The sequence below is a fragment of the Sphingorhabdus lacus genome, from assembly GCF_009768975.1.
GTDB lineage: Bacteria > Pseudomonadota > Alphaproteobacteria > Sphingomonadales > Sphingomonadaceae > Sphingorhabdus_B > Sphingorhabdus_B lacus.
In genome coordinates this window covers 33,730-48,936 of record NZ_CP035733.1, presented here as the reverse complement: position 1 = coordinate 48,936, position 15,207 = coordinate 33,730, and the positions used below count along the sequence as shown (strand labels likewise).

The 15,207-nt window shown below is 56.7% G+C and carries 16 protein-coding genes; 10 read left to right on the top strand and 6 right to left on the bottom strand.

Annotated features, from left to right (window positions below; translation table 11 throughout):
• The first annotated feature begins 129 nt into the window (after window positions 1-129).
• The 3 genes from EUU25_RS00260 to EUU25_RS00250 all read left to right on the top strand — a co-directional run bounded on the left by EUU25_RS00260 (window position 130) and on the right by EUU25_RS00250 (window position 2,514).
• Complete coding sequence (locus tag EUU25_RS00260; RefSeq protein WP_246162817.1) at window positions 130-330, top strand: hypothetical protein; 201 nt, start codon at window positions 130-132, stop codon at window positions 328-330.
• A gap of 263 nt (window positions 331-593) precedes the next feature.
• Window positions 594-2,123, top strand: a complete 1,530-nt coding sequence (locus EUU25_RS00255; RefSeq protein ID WP_158897485.1) for an alkaline phosphatase family protein — start codon at window positions 594-596, stop codon at window positions 2,121-2,123.
• Between the two features lie 64 nt (window positions 2,124-2,187).
• Window positions 2,188-2,514 carry a hypothetical protein gene (locus EUU25_RS00250; protein WP_158897484.1) on the top strand — a complete coding sequence of 109 codons (327 nt, stop codon included), beginning with the start codon at window positions 2,188-2,190 and terminating at the stop codon, window positions 2,512-2,514.
• A 120-nt stretch (window positions 2,515-2,634) separates the two neighbouring features.
• On the opposite strand, the gene EUU25_RS00245 is transcribed toward EUU25_RS00250, so the two are convergent.
• Window positions 2,635-3,234: a fasciclin domain-containing protein gene (locus tag EUU25_RS00245; RefSeq protein WP_158897483.1), complete on the bottom strand. Its 600-nt coding sequence runs from the start codon at window positions 3,232-3,234 to the stop codon at window positions 2,635-2,637.
• Between the two features lie 167 nt (window positions 3,235-3,401).
• Between EUU25_RS00245 and prmC the strand changes: the two genes are divergently transcribed.
• The 4 genes from prmC (at window position 3,402) to EUU25_RS00225 (ending at window position 8,191) form a co-directional block, all read left to right on the top strand.
• Window positions 3,402-4,274, top strand: coding sequence for a peptide chain release factor N(5)-glutamine methyltransferase (gene prmC / locus EUU25_RS00240; protein ID WP_158902950.1), 873 nt, complete (start codon window positions 3,402-3,404; stop codon window positions 4,272-4,274).
• Window positions 4,275-4,449: 175 nt separating this feature from the next.
• Window positions 4,450-5,148 carry a DUF4167 domain-containing protein gene (locus tag EUU25_RS00235; RefSeq protein WP_158897482.1) on the top strand — a complete coding sequence of 233 codons (699 nt, stop codon included), beginning with the start codon at window positions 4,450-4,452 and terminating at the stop codon, window positions 5,146-5,148.
• An 81-nt stretch (window positions 5,149-5,229) separates the two neighbouring features.
• Window positions 5,230-6,618 (top strand): DUF4139 domain-containing protein, encoded by a 1,389-nt coding sequence (locus EUU25_RS00230; protein ID WP_158897481.1) that lies wholly within the window; start codon window positions 5,230-5,232, stop codon window positions 6,616-6,618.
• A 4-nt stretch (window positions 6,619-6,622) separates the two neighbouring features.
• Window positions 6,623-8,191, top strand: a complete 1,569-nt coding sequence (locus EUU25_RS00225) for a DUF4139 domain-containing protein (RefSeq protein ID WP_246162816.1) — start codon at window positions 6,623-6,625, stop codon at window positions 8,189-8,191.
• Here EUU25_RS00225 and EUU25_RS00220 read toward each other — a convergent pair.
• Both EUU25_RS00220 and EUU25_RS00215 read right to left on the bottom strand, forming a co-directional pair.
• Entirely contained in the window at window positions 8,188-8,583 is a 396-nt protein-coding gene (locus EUU25_RS00220) for an acyl-CoA thioesterase (RefSeq protein WP_143776203.1), read from the bottom strand. The two genes, EUU25_RS00225 and EUU25_RS00220, sit on opposite strands and share 4 nt — an antisense overlap.
• Window positions 8,580-8,873: a hypothetical protein gene (locus EUU25_RS00215; protein ID WP_158897480.1), complete on the bottom strand. Its 294-nt coding sequence runs from the start codon at window positions 8,871-8,873 to the stop codon at window positions 8,580-8,582. Before EUU25_RS00215 ends, EUU25_RS00220 begins: the two co-directional genes overlap by 4 nt.
• A gap of 63 nt (window positions 8,874-8,936) precedes the next feature.
• Here EUU25_RS00215 and EUU25_RS00210 point away from each other — a divergent pair, with 63 nt between their 5' ends.
• Window positions 8,937-9,365, top strand: a complete 429-nt coding sequence (locus EUU25_RS00210; protein ID WP_158897479.1) for a CBS domain-containing protein — start codon at window positions 8,937-8,939, stop codon at window positions 9,363-9,365.
• A gap of 311 nt (window positions 9,366-9,676) precedes the next feature.
• Entirely contained in the window at window positions 9,677-11,143 is a 1,467-nt protein-coding gene (locus tag EUU25_RS00205; protein WP_158897478.1) for a GGDEF domain-containing protein, read from the top strand.
• 21 nt (window positions 11,144-11,164) lie between these two features.
• Here the strand turns inward: EUU25_RS00205 and EUU25_RS00200 are convergent, their stop codons facing one another.
• The 3 genes from EUU25_RS00200 to EUU25_RS00190 form a co-directional block, all read right to left on the bottom strand.
• Window positions 11,165-11,893: a hypothetical protein gene (locus EUU25_RS00200; protein ID WP_158897477.1), complete on the bottom strand. Its 729-nt coding sequence runs from the start codon at window positions 11,891-11,893 to the stop codon at window positions 11,165-11,167.
• Window positions 11,894-12,038: 145 nt separating this feature from the next.
• Window positions 12,039-12,782 carry a Bax inhibitor-1/YccA family protein gene (locus EUU25_RS00195; RefSeq protein ID WP_158897476.1) on the bottom strand — a complete coding sequence of 248 codons (744 nt, stop codon included), beginning with the start codon at window positions 12,780-12,782 and terminating at the stop codon, window positions 12,039-12,041.
• Window positions 12,783-12,930: 148 nt separating this feature from the next.
• On the bottom strand, window positions 12,931-13,401 hold the full coding sequence (locus EUU25_RS00190; protein ID WP_158902946.1) for a low molecular weight protein-tyrosine-phosphatase: 471 nt from the start codon (window positions 13,399-13,401) through the stop codon (window positions 12,931-12,933).
• A gap of 117 nt (window positions 13,402-13,518) precedes the next feature.
• On the opposite strand from EUU25_RS00190, the gene EUU25_RS00185 reads away from it, so the two are divergent.
• The gene (locus EUU25_RS00185) at window positions 13,519-15,135 is read left to right on the top strand and encodes a spinster family MFS transporter (RefSeq protein WP_158897475.1); all 1,617 of its coding nucleotides are present in this window, start codon (window positions 13,519-13,521) and stop codon (window positions 15,133-15,135) included.
• The last annotated feature ends 72 nt before the right edge of the window (window positions 15,136-15,207 follow it).

Genomic DNA, 15,207 nt, shown 5'->3' with positions numbered 1-15,207 from the left:
TAGTATAAGCAAGTAGCTGAGGTGTTGGGCCGATGACTGTGTTAATGCAACAGGCGCAGAAATTATACCGGCTTTAGCCATCGTTCGATAAAGTATATCTGAACCGCCGTAACCGAGAAGAAGCGACAAATGATTATGGTATCGAAGCGCTTGAAAACTGAAGAGAAGTGGACCGGACGTCGCGTAGACTTCCCGGTGTTCAGCGACACCTTGTCGAAACGCCGCGCAGAGCTCGGCAATCCGGAACTGGCCCGCAACAGCGGCAAAAACCGTACAGAGAGCAAAAAGGCACTGCTGAAGGCAATCAAAGACGCGGGCGGGAACTGGTAACCACCCCCATTGAAATGTAGGCAAACCCCTGCCACCCTCCCCGCATGACTGCGCGCGCCTCTGTTACGACGCTTCGCTCCCCCGCCTCCCCCGCTCTTAACTTAAAGCAACAAAGGATACAGTTTCCGACCCGTTTTGCGTGTCTTTTGTATCTTTATCTCGGCGGCCCTCGCCAAGGTCATGGGACCCGTCTAAGCGAAGGTCTGTCATGCGGGCGTCATCTTCTTCTGCGACGCCGCGCGGGTCTTTTGAAGGAGAGTATCATGCGTCACCCATCTTCCCTGTTGCTTGGCCTTGGCCTGATCGCGGCGGCGGCTCCGGTTCTGGGCCAGACGGCGCCCTCCCCCGCTCTGGCGCCAGCGTCCGCACAGGCCAAGCCGCCGGTCGCGACCAGCGAAGGCTATTTAAAGGCGGGACAGGATGAGCTGAAACGCTTGCAGGCGGACAAGCCCAATAACCGCAAGGCGCGCAATATCATCCTGTTTATCGGCGACGGCATGGGGATCAGCACGCTGACCGCCGGACGCATATTTGAAGGACAGCAGCAGGGCGTGGACGGGGAATCCTTTGTCGCGCAAATGGACCGCCTACCCCACACCGCTTTGGTCAAAACCTATTCCCATGATGCACAGGTCGCCGACAGCGCGCCGACCGCCACCGCGCTGGTCGCCGGGGTCAAAACCAAAAATGGCGTGATCGGCGTCGGGCCGGAGGCGATTGAAAATGACTGTTCCGCGACCGCGCCGTTCAAGGTGCCGTCGCTGTTCGAAATGGCGGAGGACAAGGGCTATGCCACCGGCGTCGTCACCACCGCGACCATCACCCACGCGACCCCCGCCGCCACCTATGCCCATGTGGCGCAGCGGAATTGGGAGGTCGACAGCCTGATGCCCGATGCGGCCAAGGCAGCGGGCTGCACCGATATTGCGCGGCAGATGGTCGAATGGCCGCATGGCAATGGCCTCGACGTCATGCTGGGCGGTGGACGGGCGCATTTTCTGCCCGCCGCTACCGTCGATCCCGAATATCCGGCCTTCAAGGGGCTGCGCGCCGATGGCAAAGACCTTGCCGCCGTCTGGCAGGCCGCCAATCCCAAGGGCGCCTATGTGTGGAACAGCGACAGGTTCAACGCGGTCGATGTGCAGAAATCGTCCAAGCTGCTCGGCCTTTTTGAACCGTCGCATATGCAATATGAAGCGGACCGGACCGCGGCGGGGGAGAAGGAGCCTTCGTTGGCCGATATGACGCGCAAGGCGATTGCGATGCTGTCCAAGAACCGCAAAGGCTATGTCCTGATGGTCGAGGCCGGACGTATCGACCATGCCCACCATGCCGGCAATGCCCGCCGTGCGTTGCAGGATACGGTGGCGCTGAACGCCGCGTTGAAGGCCGCGATGGAGAGTGTCGATCTGTCCGATACGCTGATTGTCGTGACGTCGGACCATAGCCACACCTTCACCATGTCGGGCTATCCCGAGCGGGGCAATCCGATCCTGGGCGTGGTGGCGGCGCCCATCGGCACGCCGACGCTCGCCAAGGATGGCAAGGCCTATACCACGCTCGGCTATGCCAATGGCCCCGGCGCGGTTTCTGCGGCGGAGCGGGCGGACCCCTCGAAGGAAGATACCGAAGCGCTGAACTATCGCCAGCAATCGTTGGTCGGGCTGTCGTCCGAAACGCATGGCGGCGAGGATGTCGTGGCGCGGGCGGCGGGGCCGAAGGCGCATCTGTTCAAGGGGACGATCGAGCAGAACACGATATTCCACATCCTGCGCGCGGCGTTAGGCTTGTAAGTCGGTGTCGCTGTCCCCAACTCATGGCATGGGTTTGGAGCCTGTGAAGGAAAGTTGAGAATTTATGCGAACACACTCCCTATTGGCGCTCCCCTGCCTTGCCCTCGCCCTCACCGCCTGCGGTGAAGGGGGCGTGCTCGACGAAAGCGTCAAAACCACGGTGCGCGAACAACTGGTCGCCACCTGCACCGCCACGGCCGAAGGGCAGATTCCCGAGGGCGTCACGGTCGACCTCAACCAGGTCTGCGACTGTGCCGCCGACAAGGTGCTGGACGGCAAGAGCGTGCAGGATCTGGTATCGAACCCGCCGACGAGCGCCGAGGATCTCGACAAGGTGCGCGAATGTCTGAAGGAAATGGGGCCGGTGAAGCTGGATCCTGTGGGCACATAACAAAGAACCCCGCCCGGAAGGGAGGCCTCACCGGACGGGGTCTTTAGGCCCCTCCCACCTGCTAGGGGGAATGGAAGGGCTGTATTTTCAGGCTCCCCCCGAAAGGGGAGCCTAGAAAACTCAGGGCATAACGACCGTATCAACGGCGTGGATGGTGCCGTTCGAACCAATCATGTCCGCGCCGGTAACGGTGGACTTGCCACCCTTGGCGTCGGTCAGGACGATCTTGTCGCCATCCATGCTGGCCTTCAGGCTCCCGCCGTTGAGCGTCTTGATGCTGGCCATGCCTTTGGCGGCGGTGATCAGTTGGGCAATGTCACCCGACTTCAGGTTGCCGGCAACGACATGATATTTCAGAAGCTCGCCCAACTTGGCTTTGCTTTCCGGCTTCATCAAACCGTCGAGAGTGGCCTTGTCGACCTTGGCAAAGGCATCGTTGGTCGGGGCAAAGACCGTAAACGGACCCGCACCGTTCAGCGTTTCGACGAGGCCGGCTGCAGTCAGAGCGGAGACAAGCGTCGAAGCTTGCGGATTGCTCTGCGCCAGACCAACGATGGTCTGGTCACCGACAGGGGCCTGCGCCACCATCGTGTCGCCAGCCGTCTCGTTCTGAACGACTTCGGTGTCGGCAGCGACCGGATCGGCAGGTGTCTCTTTCGCACAGGCCGCCAACGACAGGGCGGACATGGTGGTGATAAGCGCGATTTTGATGCTATTCATAACTGGTTCCTTCGGAAGGATTGTCCCTCGGGCATTCATAACCGTGGCACAGGGCAAAAGGTTGCATCGCCCCCACAAAAAATCGCCCGTCCAAAACACCCCACCGAAACCCGTGCCCGGATTGAGACAGCTTGCACCGTTCAACGGCGACGCTATGGGCAGAGACGATGGGTACTCTGGCCTACACATTGCGCGACACCGCCATTCGTCTGGCCGAGGTCAGCACCACCCCGCGCCTCGACGCCGAATTTCTGGCGGCGCATGCGCTCGGTCTGGAAAGGTCGGCAATGTTGCTCCGGTTGACTGATCTCGACACACCGCCGGACCTAGCAGCATTGACGCAGCGGCGGCTGCGCCATGAACCTGTCGCCTATATTACCGGACGACAGGCTTTCTGGGATCTCGATCTTGTTGTCACACCCGATGTCCTGATCCCCCGCGCCGACAGCGAAACGTTGATCGAAGTCGCGATTGACCACTTCAAAGCTACCACCGCCCTTGGCCAAGTCGGGCCGGCGCGCATCCTTGACCTTGGAACAGGCTCTGGCGCGCTTCTGCTTGCCTGCCTCTCGGCATTTCCGGAGGCGAGCGGCGTTGGCATCGATGCGAGCGCCGCTGCCCTGGCTGTGGCGCAGGCCAATGCAGCCCGACTGGGGTTTGCCGCGCGGTTGCACTGGCTTCATCGCAGCTGGATCAATGCGGACTGGAGCGACGATCTGGGGCGATTTGATCTCATCATCTCCAATCCGCCCTATGTCGAAACAGATGCTGATCTGGACCCGATGGTTGCGGACTATGAACCCCATTCTGCCTTATTTGCGGGGTCGGATGGGCTGGACGATTACCGCATTCTCGTTCCCCAACTCGCATCCATGCTCTCGCCGGGAGGCATCGCCATATTTGAAATCGGTCATAGCCAAGCCGATGCCGTTAGCGATTTGGCAAGCAATGCGGGGTTATCCACTGAAATGCGCCGCGATCTGGCTGGCAAACCCCGCGCTCTACGCTTTTCGCTTGGAATCGGGGGTATGAACGGCTAGGACGCATAGTGCATCGCAGCAAAAACGCCCCGACCCGGGCCTTTCGCGCGAAGCCGCCCCCCAGCGCAGATGGTATGATATCAAGGTCGGGAAGGATCTTGGCAGAACCCGAAGGACTGGGTTCAAGGGGGCACCAAGCAACATTTATGCTAAGCAGAGGACAGGGCAAATCCTGATGAACACCAACAACCGGCAGCAGAATAACAACAACCGGCGTCGCGGTCGTAACAACAATAACCGTCAGCAGAACAACAACCGGAGCGGTTTTGACTATCAGAACCAGATCGACAACCGTGCGCGCGGAAACGCAGCGCAAATGCTGGAAAAATATAAGAAACTGGCACAGGATGCGCAGTTTAACGGTGACCGCGTCAACGCCGAATATCATCTGCAATTTGCCGATCACTATTTCCGCGTCCTCGCTGATTTCCGTAGCCGTCAGGAAGCCCGTCAAGAGCAGCAGGGCGAACGCCGCCCCCGCGACGAATGGCGCGATCAGGACCGTGAAGGCACCTTTGATGAAATGGATGCCGGCGAAACTTCGGACCGTGACAGCGAAGCCGAAGGCGCTCAGGAAGAAACTGAAGAACAGCCCCGCCGCGAATCGCGCGACAACCGTCCTCGCCGGAACGAACGGCCGGAACGTGGCAACCGTCCCGAACGCGATGGCAACCGCGCACCGCGTCGTCACCACAGCGAAGAAAGCGATGACGAACCAGCAGGGCTCGATTTGGCGGTATTGCCGCCCTCGATCGCTCTTGCGTCTTCGGACGATGGTGATGTCGAGATCGAAGCTGTCAAACCAGCCCGCAAGCCCCGCGCGCGCCGTCCTAAATCGGCGAATGACGAGGAAACGGTTACCGCTGCAGAATAATTTCCGACACAGCGTTAAGCATCTGGTCATCTAGGAAAAATTAGCTAACTCTCCACAGGTCTTTACTGGGGGAGAGATGAAATGCGCCATTTGCTGCTTTTGGGAATGGGATGCATCATCGCAGCCCCGCTATCCGCGCAAGGCGACGTAGCCAGCGCACAAGGCGACGTCGCCGTCACCATCTATCAAAATGGCCAAAGCCTCGTCCAGGACAGCCGGCAGATGAACCTGCCGTCAGGCCGGTCGAAACAGGAATTTCCTGACGTTTCGGCCCAGATCCGTGCCGAAACGGTGACTCTGACGGGACCCGGAATTGGGATCGTCGAGCAGAATTTCGACTATGACTTACTGACGCCCGCAAAGCTGATGGAAAAGGCGGTCGGGCAAACAGTGACGTTACTGCGCACCAATGTTGCGACTGGTGTCGAGACGCGAGTTCGCGCTAAAGTATTGGCCGCCAATGGCGGTGTGGTTCTGCAAATCGGCGACAGCATCGAAGTCTTGCGTGACGATGGCCTGCCCGTTCGCGTCATATTCGACCGCGTCCCGCCCAATTTGCGTGCGCGCCCGACACTTTCGGTCACGGTTGAATCAAAGGGCGGCCTGACCCCTACAACTCTGACATATTTAACCCCCGGACTCGGCTGGACATCCGATTATGTCACCCTGTTCGATGATGCGAAGCAGACCATCGATGTCCAGGGTTGGGTTACCCTGACCAACAATACCGGCACCGACTATACAAACGCCGACGTGTTGCTCGTTGCGGGGAATCCCAATCAAGGGGGTAACCGCCGCATGTACCAGACCCCCTATAGCCCATCGACCGGAACGATTGACGAGGCCGGTACCGAGTCAAACAACCGCGAACGGCTTGGGGACTATTATCTCTATCCTTTGGGGGAGCGCACCACGATCGCCAATGCCCAGCAAAAGCAAGTGAGCTTTCTGGATGTAAAGTCGGCGCCCGCGCGCAACACCTATGAATTCAACAATGGCTGGCTCGCGACCAACGAAGCGGCCAGTGCGTCATCCGTGCTCAAATTCTCCACTTCGCGCAGCGGCGGTTTGGGTGACCAATTGCCCGAAGGCACGATGAGGGTCTATATGCGCGACAAACGCGGCGATCCGCAATTCATCGGCGAAAGCCGCATTGAAGCTACCCCCATGGGCAGCGCGATGTCGATCCGCACGGGTGAAGCCTTTGACGTAAAAATCAAAACCGTGGTGGAGGAACGCACCCGGATAAGCAGCAATCGCTGGAAAACCCGCATGCGCTATGAAATCACCAATGCACGCGGCAATGCCGTTACCGTTGACCTCGGCCAAAACGGGTTGTGGGGCGATGTTCGGATCAGCGAGCAAAGCCAGGAAGGCAAACGCGTATCTGCCGACCGGATTGAATGGAGTGTTCCGGTCCCGGCAAATGGCAAGGCGACCGTAACCGCCACATTCGACAGCCGTTATTAAGCCTGTGCGCGGGCTGGTTGCCCTTTTCTTGGTGTTGGCCGCGGCTCCGGTCGCGGCACAGACCGTCGTGGTTTCGGAAGAGCCCGAGGCCGTCTCGCTTACCGTGTACCGTGGCGAGAAATATGGGGGGCAAGCGATCGATCCCAATTGGCCGACCGGTTACGCCCTTGTTACGGAAACGCGCACCCTCACCATTCCAGTAGGAGAAAGCGTCATACGCTTTGAAGGCGTCGCCGAAGGAATGTTCCCCGAGAGCGCGATCGTCACCGGCCTTCCCAAAGGCGTCAAAGAAAAGAACCGGGATGCACGGCTGCTATCGCCATTAGGTTTGGTTGACGCCTATCTGAAACGGCAAGTGATAATTACCCGCACCGAACGGGCGACTGGCAAGACGCGCGAATTTCCTGCAATGATCACATCGGCGCCCGGTGGAGCTGTTATCCTCCAAACCAGCGACGGATATGAAGCCCTGCATTGCACGGGTTTGCCGGAGCGGATGGCATTTGCGCAGATACCTGAAAAACTGTCTGCAAAACCCACCTTGTCGGTCATTACACAAAGCGACAAACCGGTAACGGCGAAAGTTACCTTGACCTACATGGCTGCCGGATTCGACTGGGAAGCCAATTATATCGCGCAAGTCCAGAATCGTGGGTCAGATGGCAAAGGCAAGGTCGACCTTTTCGCATGGTTGACCCTTGCAAATGGAGGAAACCAGAGTTTCACCAATGCCAACACAATGGCCATTGCCGGCAAACCGAACCGTGAAAATAATGGGCCACAAGTCAAACCGACGGGCGGCAGCCTGGAACTGAAATGCTGGCCCAACCAACGCACCCATGAAGTACCTTATAGTTTAGGATATTTCCCCGCTCCACCTCCTCCTCCGCCCGCGCCTGCGGCATATATGGACGAAGAAAGTGACAGCATCGTTGTGACGGCCCAACGAATGCGGGGTGAGTACTTGGCTTCTTACTCTCCAGTCGCGGTCGTGGTGGCAGAGCAGGAGAATTTAGGCGACCTCAAACTCTACCGCATTCCTGAACCGGTAACAGTCAACGCAAAGGGACAAAAGCAAGTTGCGATGCTGGTCAAACCCGGGGCGGCATTTACGCATCACTATTCCGCATCCGTTGAAAACTACGGCGCACAGAGCGAACCGATGACCCTGATGCTGCGCGGTAAAAACACGACTGACAAAGGCCTCGGACTTCCGATGCCGCAAGGTCAGGTCATGGTGTTTGAAAACAGCGAATATGGTCCTCTGCTTACCGGTGAAACAACGCTTAAGGACCGTGCGGTCGGGGAAGATGTGGAGATTGCAGTCGGGACGTCTGTGGATGTGCGCATGAAAGTGACCCCACAGTCGGAAAAGGCGGACAATCAGCGGTGGGAAATCAAGGTCACCAATGCCCGCAATACGCCGGTCAACATAGAGGTCGAGATCCCTTACGAACTGCGTGGAAAATCGAAAGCCGTCACCAAAATCAGCGGGGTCCCGACTTGGAAAACTACCGTGGCTGGAAATGACAGCGCAACGCTATCTTACGACATTAAGCTGGAACGGGATTAGCTTTCAGGCAGTGGCCGCGGCTTGTGCTGCTCATCAAGAGCAACGAAGGTGAACAGACCTTCGGTCACCTTGACCTCTTGCTGCCCCCGCTCACGCGTTGCGATGACTTCGATGCGGATACCCATTGACGTCCGCCCGCGCCGTTCGAGCGAGGCATAGACCGAGATAATGTCGCGCAACAAGATCGGCGCAATGAACTCCATTTTTTCGATAGCGACTGTCGCACAGGCACCCTGCGATACACGGCCGGCAACAATCCCGCCTGCCTGATCCATGACACCCAATACCCAGCCACCAAAAATATGCCCGTTGGCGTTGATATCGCTCGGTCCGGGAATAACGCGTAAAATAGGATCCGTCCGCTTTGGAAGATTACGGATTGTATCGCTCATCGGTCGGCTTCATCTTTAAAAATGTCTTCGATCGACTCATCATGGCCGGTTCCGCTGGACAGGAAAACTAGCCCCATAAGAGCCGCGGTTAGCATCATGGCTCCAATGATAGCACCCGCAGTTGCAATGAAAAAATGGATGGAAACCATGCCATTATTCCACCAAAAACTGCCCAAAACCAACAATGTGACTGACACTGTAAAAAGCAGCATCCACCGCATTAGGCGCCAATAGCGTTTCCAGGCATAGCTGGCATATTCGGGATCTTCGAGGCGGGATGGTTGGGTCATAGCTTGATAAGGCCGCCTTATGCTATAAGTTCCCCCAGGAGCAAGGATATAGGGAGAGAGTCGATGACTATTTCTGAAATATTGGGCAACAACCAGCATAGCGTGTTTACAGCGCATCCCAATGAAAGCGTCGGGGAGGTTGTCACCCGCCTTGCGGAAAACCGCATCGGAGCGCTGCCGGTGGTGGATGGCGCGGAAGTTGTCGGCATATTTTCGGAGCGCGATATCGTCTACGGCATTGCAAAACACGGTGCAGCTTTTCTTGCAAAAACCGTCCGTGAGACGATGACGGCGCCTGCCATTACTGTGTCGAGCGATACCGCGATCATGTCCGGTCTTTCCCTCATGACCAAAAGGCGTATTCGGCACCTTCCTGTCGTTGAAGAGGGGAACCTCACCGGCTTTGTTTCCATCGGCGATCTCGTCAAGCATCGGATTGAAAAGATTGAAGCAGAGGCCGCCGCGATGCGCGATTATATCCAGATGGCCTAGCGCGCAGAACGTCTGAAATTTCTCCGCGTAAGCCTGATTTTACAGTTAAGGGGAAATTTACGCTGATGCGATAACCGTCGGGGATGCAGGCTGCGCGCATCTCTCTTCTAAAACCCGTTTTGGCTGCGCTTGCCTTGTTGCTTTCCTTTGCCATGGGAGCACCCCAAGCATCGGCAAAAAGCGTTCCTCTTGATAGTTGTACGCTTGCAGCAACAGCTTCAGACACAGTACCTTCGGTGCTTTCCAAGCCTCAAGCTTTCTCGTGCGCGGACACGCAAAACCAGCTCTCTCCCGGAAATTACTGGGTTAAAATGCAGGCCCCGGCCGTCGCACCGGGTGACGGTCGCAATCTTATTTTCCGTACCGCCAGTCTCTGGGACGAAGGTTTTGAACTTTGGACCATCCACAGTGATGGGCACATTGAACATTACCAGCCTTTTCAGAAGCAGGCGATCAGCCCCATGCGCCTGGGTGCGACCACGATCGTACCGCTGCGCAATCATCCCGCACCCATCAGGATGTTTCTGGCGAAAGTTTCGGACAGCGGCGCGGTGCGGGGTGTGATGTTGCAGTCACAGATCAGTACAAGCGAATCCGCAATCACATTCGAAATGATCATGAGCGTCTTTTATGCAGGCTTTGCAGGCGTTTGCATCGCCTTACTAGTCTATAATATCGCGCTGTGGCGGGCGATGCGGGAACCTTTCTTGCTCGCTTATTGTATGATGATTGTCGCAACGTTGTCCTATGGTTTGTTTACTTCGGGCGCATTGCACTATTTTGTATCGGGTCTGTCGGGACCTGACCGACTCCGTATCACGATCCCATTGTTGGCCTACAGCGCCAGCGCAGCGCTGATCTTCATCCGCTTTTTCTTCGCCAATACCGAGATTCCATCGTGGTTGGTAAGAACGACATATGTCCAAGCGACAGCAATGGCGGCAACCGCGACGATCTATGCGATCCTCGCTCCATGGCAAATAAAGACACTCGATGCGATTTACGTTTATAGCTTCACACCGGTTCCAGTCATATTCGGGGTGTACGTCTGGAAAGCCTGGAAGAGCAAAGACCGCTTCCTCGGCTACTTCCTGTTGGGCTGGAGCGGCGTCGCGTTTTCAACATTCTTACGGATGCTGCATGCCTTTGATATTGTCCCTTACCATATCCTGATCGAAAACAGCACGTTGTTCGGGCTGGCATTCGAAGCATTGGTCAGTTCGCTCGCTATCGGTTACCGCGTTCGCCTGCTCGCAAAGGCACGCGACCGTGCCGAGATTGCGGAGGCGCATGCCATGGCGATCGCCGATACGGACCCCTTGACCGGGCTGCTGAACCGACGGGCATTTTTGCGCGCTTTGCTTGAAAGGCACAGCCATTGGACCTTGGTTCTGCTCGATGTCGATCATTTTAAGCGGGTTAACGACAGCCTCGGCCATGCCGGCGGTGACGAGGCATTGGCGCTTATTTCGGAAACCCTTCAGGAGGTTGCACCGCAAGGTGCATTGGTCGCACGCTTGGGCGGCGAAGAGTTTGCGATTGCCTATCGTGGAAACCTGTTGCTGCTTGAGCCTGAAGATCTGCTGGCGTCCGTCCGGCAAATCAATCTACCTCAAGGCTATAGAATTACCGCAAGCATCGGGATCGCCAACCGCATTGTGACGTCCGAGGATGACTGGAAAATCCTATACCGCGCTGCCGACATGGCCCTGTACCGGGCAAAAACTGGCGGTAGAGATCGATTCATTCTGATCCGGCCACAAAACGTAGCAGCGTAACCGGACCACATTAGCGATCCTCTAACCTCCAGAAGCTTTAGAGGGTGGTGGCGTCGTGACGGTCTGCTGTGGCAAAGGTGCAAAGGCCGGCTTGGGCCCATGTTTCATATTCCAATCCGCAAGATCACGTTCATATTGCGCATAGGCGTCAAAAAAGCGGATGAAGATGCCGTCGATATCGGTCAAGCCGCCCATGGCATATTCGGGCAAGGCAGCTACAGGAACCGAGTTCACCTCCACAACCTTGCGCAAAGCCGCATCGCAATATTCCGAACGAACCGGCGGTAACGCGAAATAATTATACAGGTCTGTCAGTTTTGTGTCGCGTACACGCAGGCCATTTTGGCCAGGATAGCGTGCCACATATTCGCGATCCACAGTCTTGCTGCTCTTTGAAAGCTGGACCTTATGCGTAATGATGAATTTGTTATATTGCGTCGCGATCTGCCCCCAGACAGGACCTTGGCAGTTAAGCGCCGCGACGTTTAGTGCAGCCCGGAAATGCCAGATTTGTTCGTCTCGGCTAAGACCCCTGTTGGGAGTAACCCGCACGCCATCTAATCCGAGCGCCGGGATCCTCATCGAAGCAGCCGCGCCACCAGGGGGCAGCGGCATTACAGGCGGCGGGGGTGGTGGAATATAGACGGGCGGAGGCGGAGCAATGACCACCGGCTTTGGCGCAGGAGCACAAGCCGATATGGCGGTCACCGTAAAAACGATAGCTGCCACATTTTTAAATCCGCGACGCATTATTATCCCTCCAACCAAAGAGCGCCTTTCCAACAGGATTTTTACAACAAAGAAAAGTCTTCTTCGGTAAGCTGCATAAAGAAAATGGCCCAGCGGTTTCCCGCCGGACCATTGTTAGCGCTTCAACCTTAACCGCAGGTGACTTTTAGTCGCGGTTACCCAAGAAGCTGAGCAGGAACTGGAACATATTGATGAAATCCAGATACAAGTTCAGCGCGCCCATAATGGCCGCCTTGCCCACCATGTCGGAGCCACGGATCTGGAGATAGATGCTCTTGATCGTTTGCGTATCATAAGCGGTCAGGCCTGCAAAAAGCAGAACACCAACCGAACTGATCACCCAATGCATCGTATCGGACTGAAGCCAGATATTCGCAATCGAAGCGACAATAAGACCAACCAGACCCATGATCAGGAAGGTTCCCATCCCGCTCAGATCCTTCTTGGTTGTATAGCCCCAAAGGCTCAAACCGGCGAAGGCAGCGGCGGTTGCAAAGAATGTCTGGGCAATGGACTCACCTGTGAACATCATGAAGATGCGCGACATGGAAAGGCCCATAAGAACCGCGAACGCCCAGAACATCGCCTGAAGTGCGGATGTCGAAAGGCGGTTTTGCCCAAAGCTCATGATCAACACGACCGCCAAGGGCGACAAGATGATAACCCAGCTTAACAAGCTGGGGTTGGTCATCAGATTTTGCGCCAACTCGGTTTGCGCAAACAACATGGCGACGATTCCGGTCAAAAGGACGCCGGACGCCATATAGTTGTACACCTTGAGCATGTGCGCGCGAAGGCCAGCATCAACCGCGACGTCGCCAGCGCTCGAGCCTACACCTGCAAGACTTGACTGGGTCCCGGTTACCCGTGGATCGGACCACTGTGCCATGACTTATTTCTCCTCAAAACACGGCACCATAGCCGCATGGACATAATATTGGAGGGAATCGCTCCAATTTCAAGCAAAACACGACACAGCCGTGCCGGATTTTGCAGTTCCCGGTTCAACCGGACGATTAATTATCCCGAAACGAGCTTTATTGTTCCAGCTTTTTCAGAAAATGCTCCGTTGCGGACTTCACTTGCTTCCAACAGATTTCGAAATCCGCAGCGGCTCCATAATAGGGATCGGCAACAGAGCGACCCTCGGCTCCCGGCACATAATCGAGTAGAAGAGAAAGGTGAGCACTGGATCCCTCAGGCATCATTGCTTCCAAATTTCGTAAATTAGCGGAGTCCATCGCCAGTATAAAATCAAACTGGTAGAAATCGGAACTACAGACCTGCCGGGCCCGCAGATCGCGAATGTCTACACCCCCAAGGCTTAGTGCAGCGGCACAGGCCCTCGGATCAGGTGAGCTTCCAATATGCCAGTCGCCAGTTCCCGCAGAATCGATGCTGATCGCAAATCCGCTGTTCGCCGCCGCTTGGCGTAATGCAGCCTCCGCGAGCGGTGAGCGACAGATATTGCCAAGGCATACCATCAACACCGACGGCGCAGAGTTCATTTTGCTGTTGTTCATTCTCGCCCCGCCAAGTTGAATAGTAATTCAGGTTGCGCCAAAAACATGTTCTGCTAGCCATGATGGCACGCGGCGACAACAGCCAAGAACAGGGAGACGGATGTGAGTGATACGGTCGAAAGCGCCAAAGAGAACGCTGGAACCGCGCCAGAAACACCCGCACGTGAAGCCACTGGATATAGCTGGTATGTCCTTACCGTACTGGTCGTTGTCTACATTCTCAATTTCATCGACCGCCAGATCGTCAGCATATTGGCCGTCGATATCAAGGCCGATCTAGGACTGACCGATTCCGATATGGGCTTTCTGGGCGGCGCGGCTTTCGCCGTGTTCTACGCCCTTTTCGGCATCCCACTGGGGCGGCTTGCGGACAATTGGAACAGGGTTCGACTGCTGTCGATTGGCTTAGCCCTCTGGTCGTTGATGACCGCGCTTTCCGGATTTGCCCGAAACCAGGTCGAATTGACCTTGGCACGCATGGGTGTCGGCGTAGGGGAGGCAACGGCGAGCCCGACGGCATATTCGCTGATCTCCGACTATTTCCCCAAACGGCAGCGGGCAACTGCGCTAGCGATCTACTCTTCCGGTCTCTACATCGGTGGCGGTGTGTCACTGTTTATCGGCGCTCTTATTGTGCAGGCCTGGAACAAGGCCTTTCCCGGCGGCGGCCCCCTCAATCTCGTGGGTTGGCAAGCGGCATTTCTGGCCGTCGGTATTCCCGGAATCTTGGTTGCTTTCTGGGTATCCAGCTTGCGTGAACCGGTGCGGGGCGCGATGGACGGCCTTGCCGCGACAAGTCACACCAACCCGTTCCGCGCTTTTTTCAGCGATCTTTCGATGATTGTACCGCCCTTCACTCTCTATGGTGCGTGGCAGCGCGGGCCGGTTGCGCTTGCAATAAACCTGCTGACCGCGGCGGCCATTGCCGCATTTGCCGCATGGATGATACGGCTCACGGGTAATTTCCCCCAATGGTCTGCAGTTGGCTTTGGCTATTATGCCGTATTTTCATGGGCCTCCACTTTGCGGGCGAAAGATCCGGCGACGTTCCGCCTGATCTGGGGCACGCCGGCCTTCATCTGCACCACCCTTGGCTACGGACTGGTATCGCTGGCTGCCTATGCTCTGTCTTTCTGGTCGGCACCTTATGCCGAAATCGTGCTCAAGCTGCCGAAGCAAGAGCTTGCTTTCATACTGGGCGCCAATGGCGCGTTGGCTGGCTTTCTGGGTGTTATCATCGGAGGACGGGTCGCCGACGGTCTGCGTGCAAAATACCCGGCGGGTCGCATATTGGTCATCATCCTCGGCGTGATCGGGCCCGTTGTTCCGATCTGGATCGGCTACACGACCGAAAATTCAACGCTGTTCTATGCGATGAATTTCTTGGCAGGTATGTTGGGTGCAACCGCCCTCGGCGCTGCGGCGGCCACCACACAAGACCTGGTCCTGCCCCGCATGCGCGGTACGGCTACGGCAGCTTTCTTTCTGGGCACCACCCTCGTCGGATTGTCGTTCGGACCTTATATGGTCGGCCAGATTTCGGATCTCGCAGGCACGATGGTCGACGGAAAGCTTGTCGGTAACTTGCGCGTCGGCATCCTGGCACTGATCGCGGTCGCTCCCATTGCGCTGGCGCTTCTCGTCTTTGCCTACCGCCTTGTCCCAAAAGCCGAAGCGAGCATTGTCGAGCGCGCACGGGATGCTGGAGAAGCCATTTAATCGCTCGATTAAATTCTGCTTGACCCTAACGTAAACTTGGTGTCTCTACATGGTATCAACGATATCAATTGG

Coding starts and splice junctions, on each gene's coding strand:
- EUU25_RS00260 (WP_246162817.1), top strand. CDS start 130: ATGATTATGGTATCGAAGCGCTTGAAAACTGAAGAGAAGTGGACCGGA.
- EUU25_RS00255 (WP_158897485.1), top strand. CDS start 594: ATGCGTCACCCATCTTCCCTGTTGCTTGGCCTTGGCCTGATCGCGGCG.
- EUU25_RS00250 (WP_158897484.1), top strand. CDS start 2,188: ATGCGAACACACTCCCTATTGGCGCTCCCCTGCCTTGCCCTCGCCCTC.
- EUU25_RS00245 (WP_158897483.1), bottom strand. CDS start 3,234: ATGAATAGCATCAAAATCGCGCTTATCACCACCATGTCCGCCCTGTCG.
- prmC (WP_158902950.1), top strand. CDS start 3,402: ATGGGTACTCTGGCCTACACATTGCGCGACACCGCCATTCGTCTGGCC.
- EUU25_RS00235 (WP_158897482.1), top strand. CDS start 4,450: ATGAACACCAACAACCGGCAGCAGAATAACAACAACCGGCGTCGCGGT.
- EUU25_RS00230 (WP_158897481.1), top strand. CDS start 5,230: ATGCGCCATTTGCTGCTTTTGGGAATGGGATGCATCATCGCAGCCCCG.
- EUU25_RS00220 (WP_143776203.1), bottom strand. CDS start 8,583: ATGAGCGATACAATCCGTAATCTTCCAAAGCGGACGGATCCTATTTTA.
- EUU25_RS00215 (WP_158897480.1), bottom strand. CDS start 8,873: ATGACCCAACCATCCCGCCTCGAAGATCCCGAATATGCCAGCTATGCC.
- EUU25_RS00210 (WP_158897479.1), top strand. CDS start 8,937: ATGACTATTTCTGAAATATTGGGCAACAACCAGCATAGCGTGTTTACA.
- EUU25_RS00205 (WP_158897478.1), top strand. CDS start 9,677: ATGCAGGCCCCGGCCGTCGCACCGGGTGACGGTCGCAATCTTATTTTC.
- EUU25_RS00200 (WP_158897477.1), bottom strand. CDS start 11,893: ATGCGTCGCGGATTTAAAAATGTGGCAGCTATCGTTTTTACGGTGACC.
- EUU25_RS00195 (WP_158897476.1), bottom strand. CDS start 12,782: ATGGCACAGTGGTCCGATCCACGGGTAACCGGGACCCAGTCAAGTCTT.
- EUU25_RS00190 (WP_158902946.1), bottom strand. CDS start 13,401: ATGAACTCTGCGCCGTCGGTGTTGATGGTATGCCTTGGCAATATCTGT.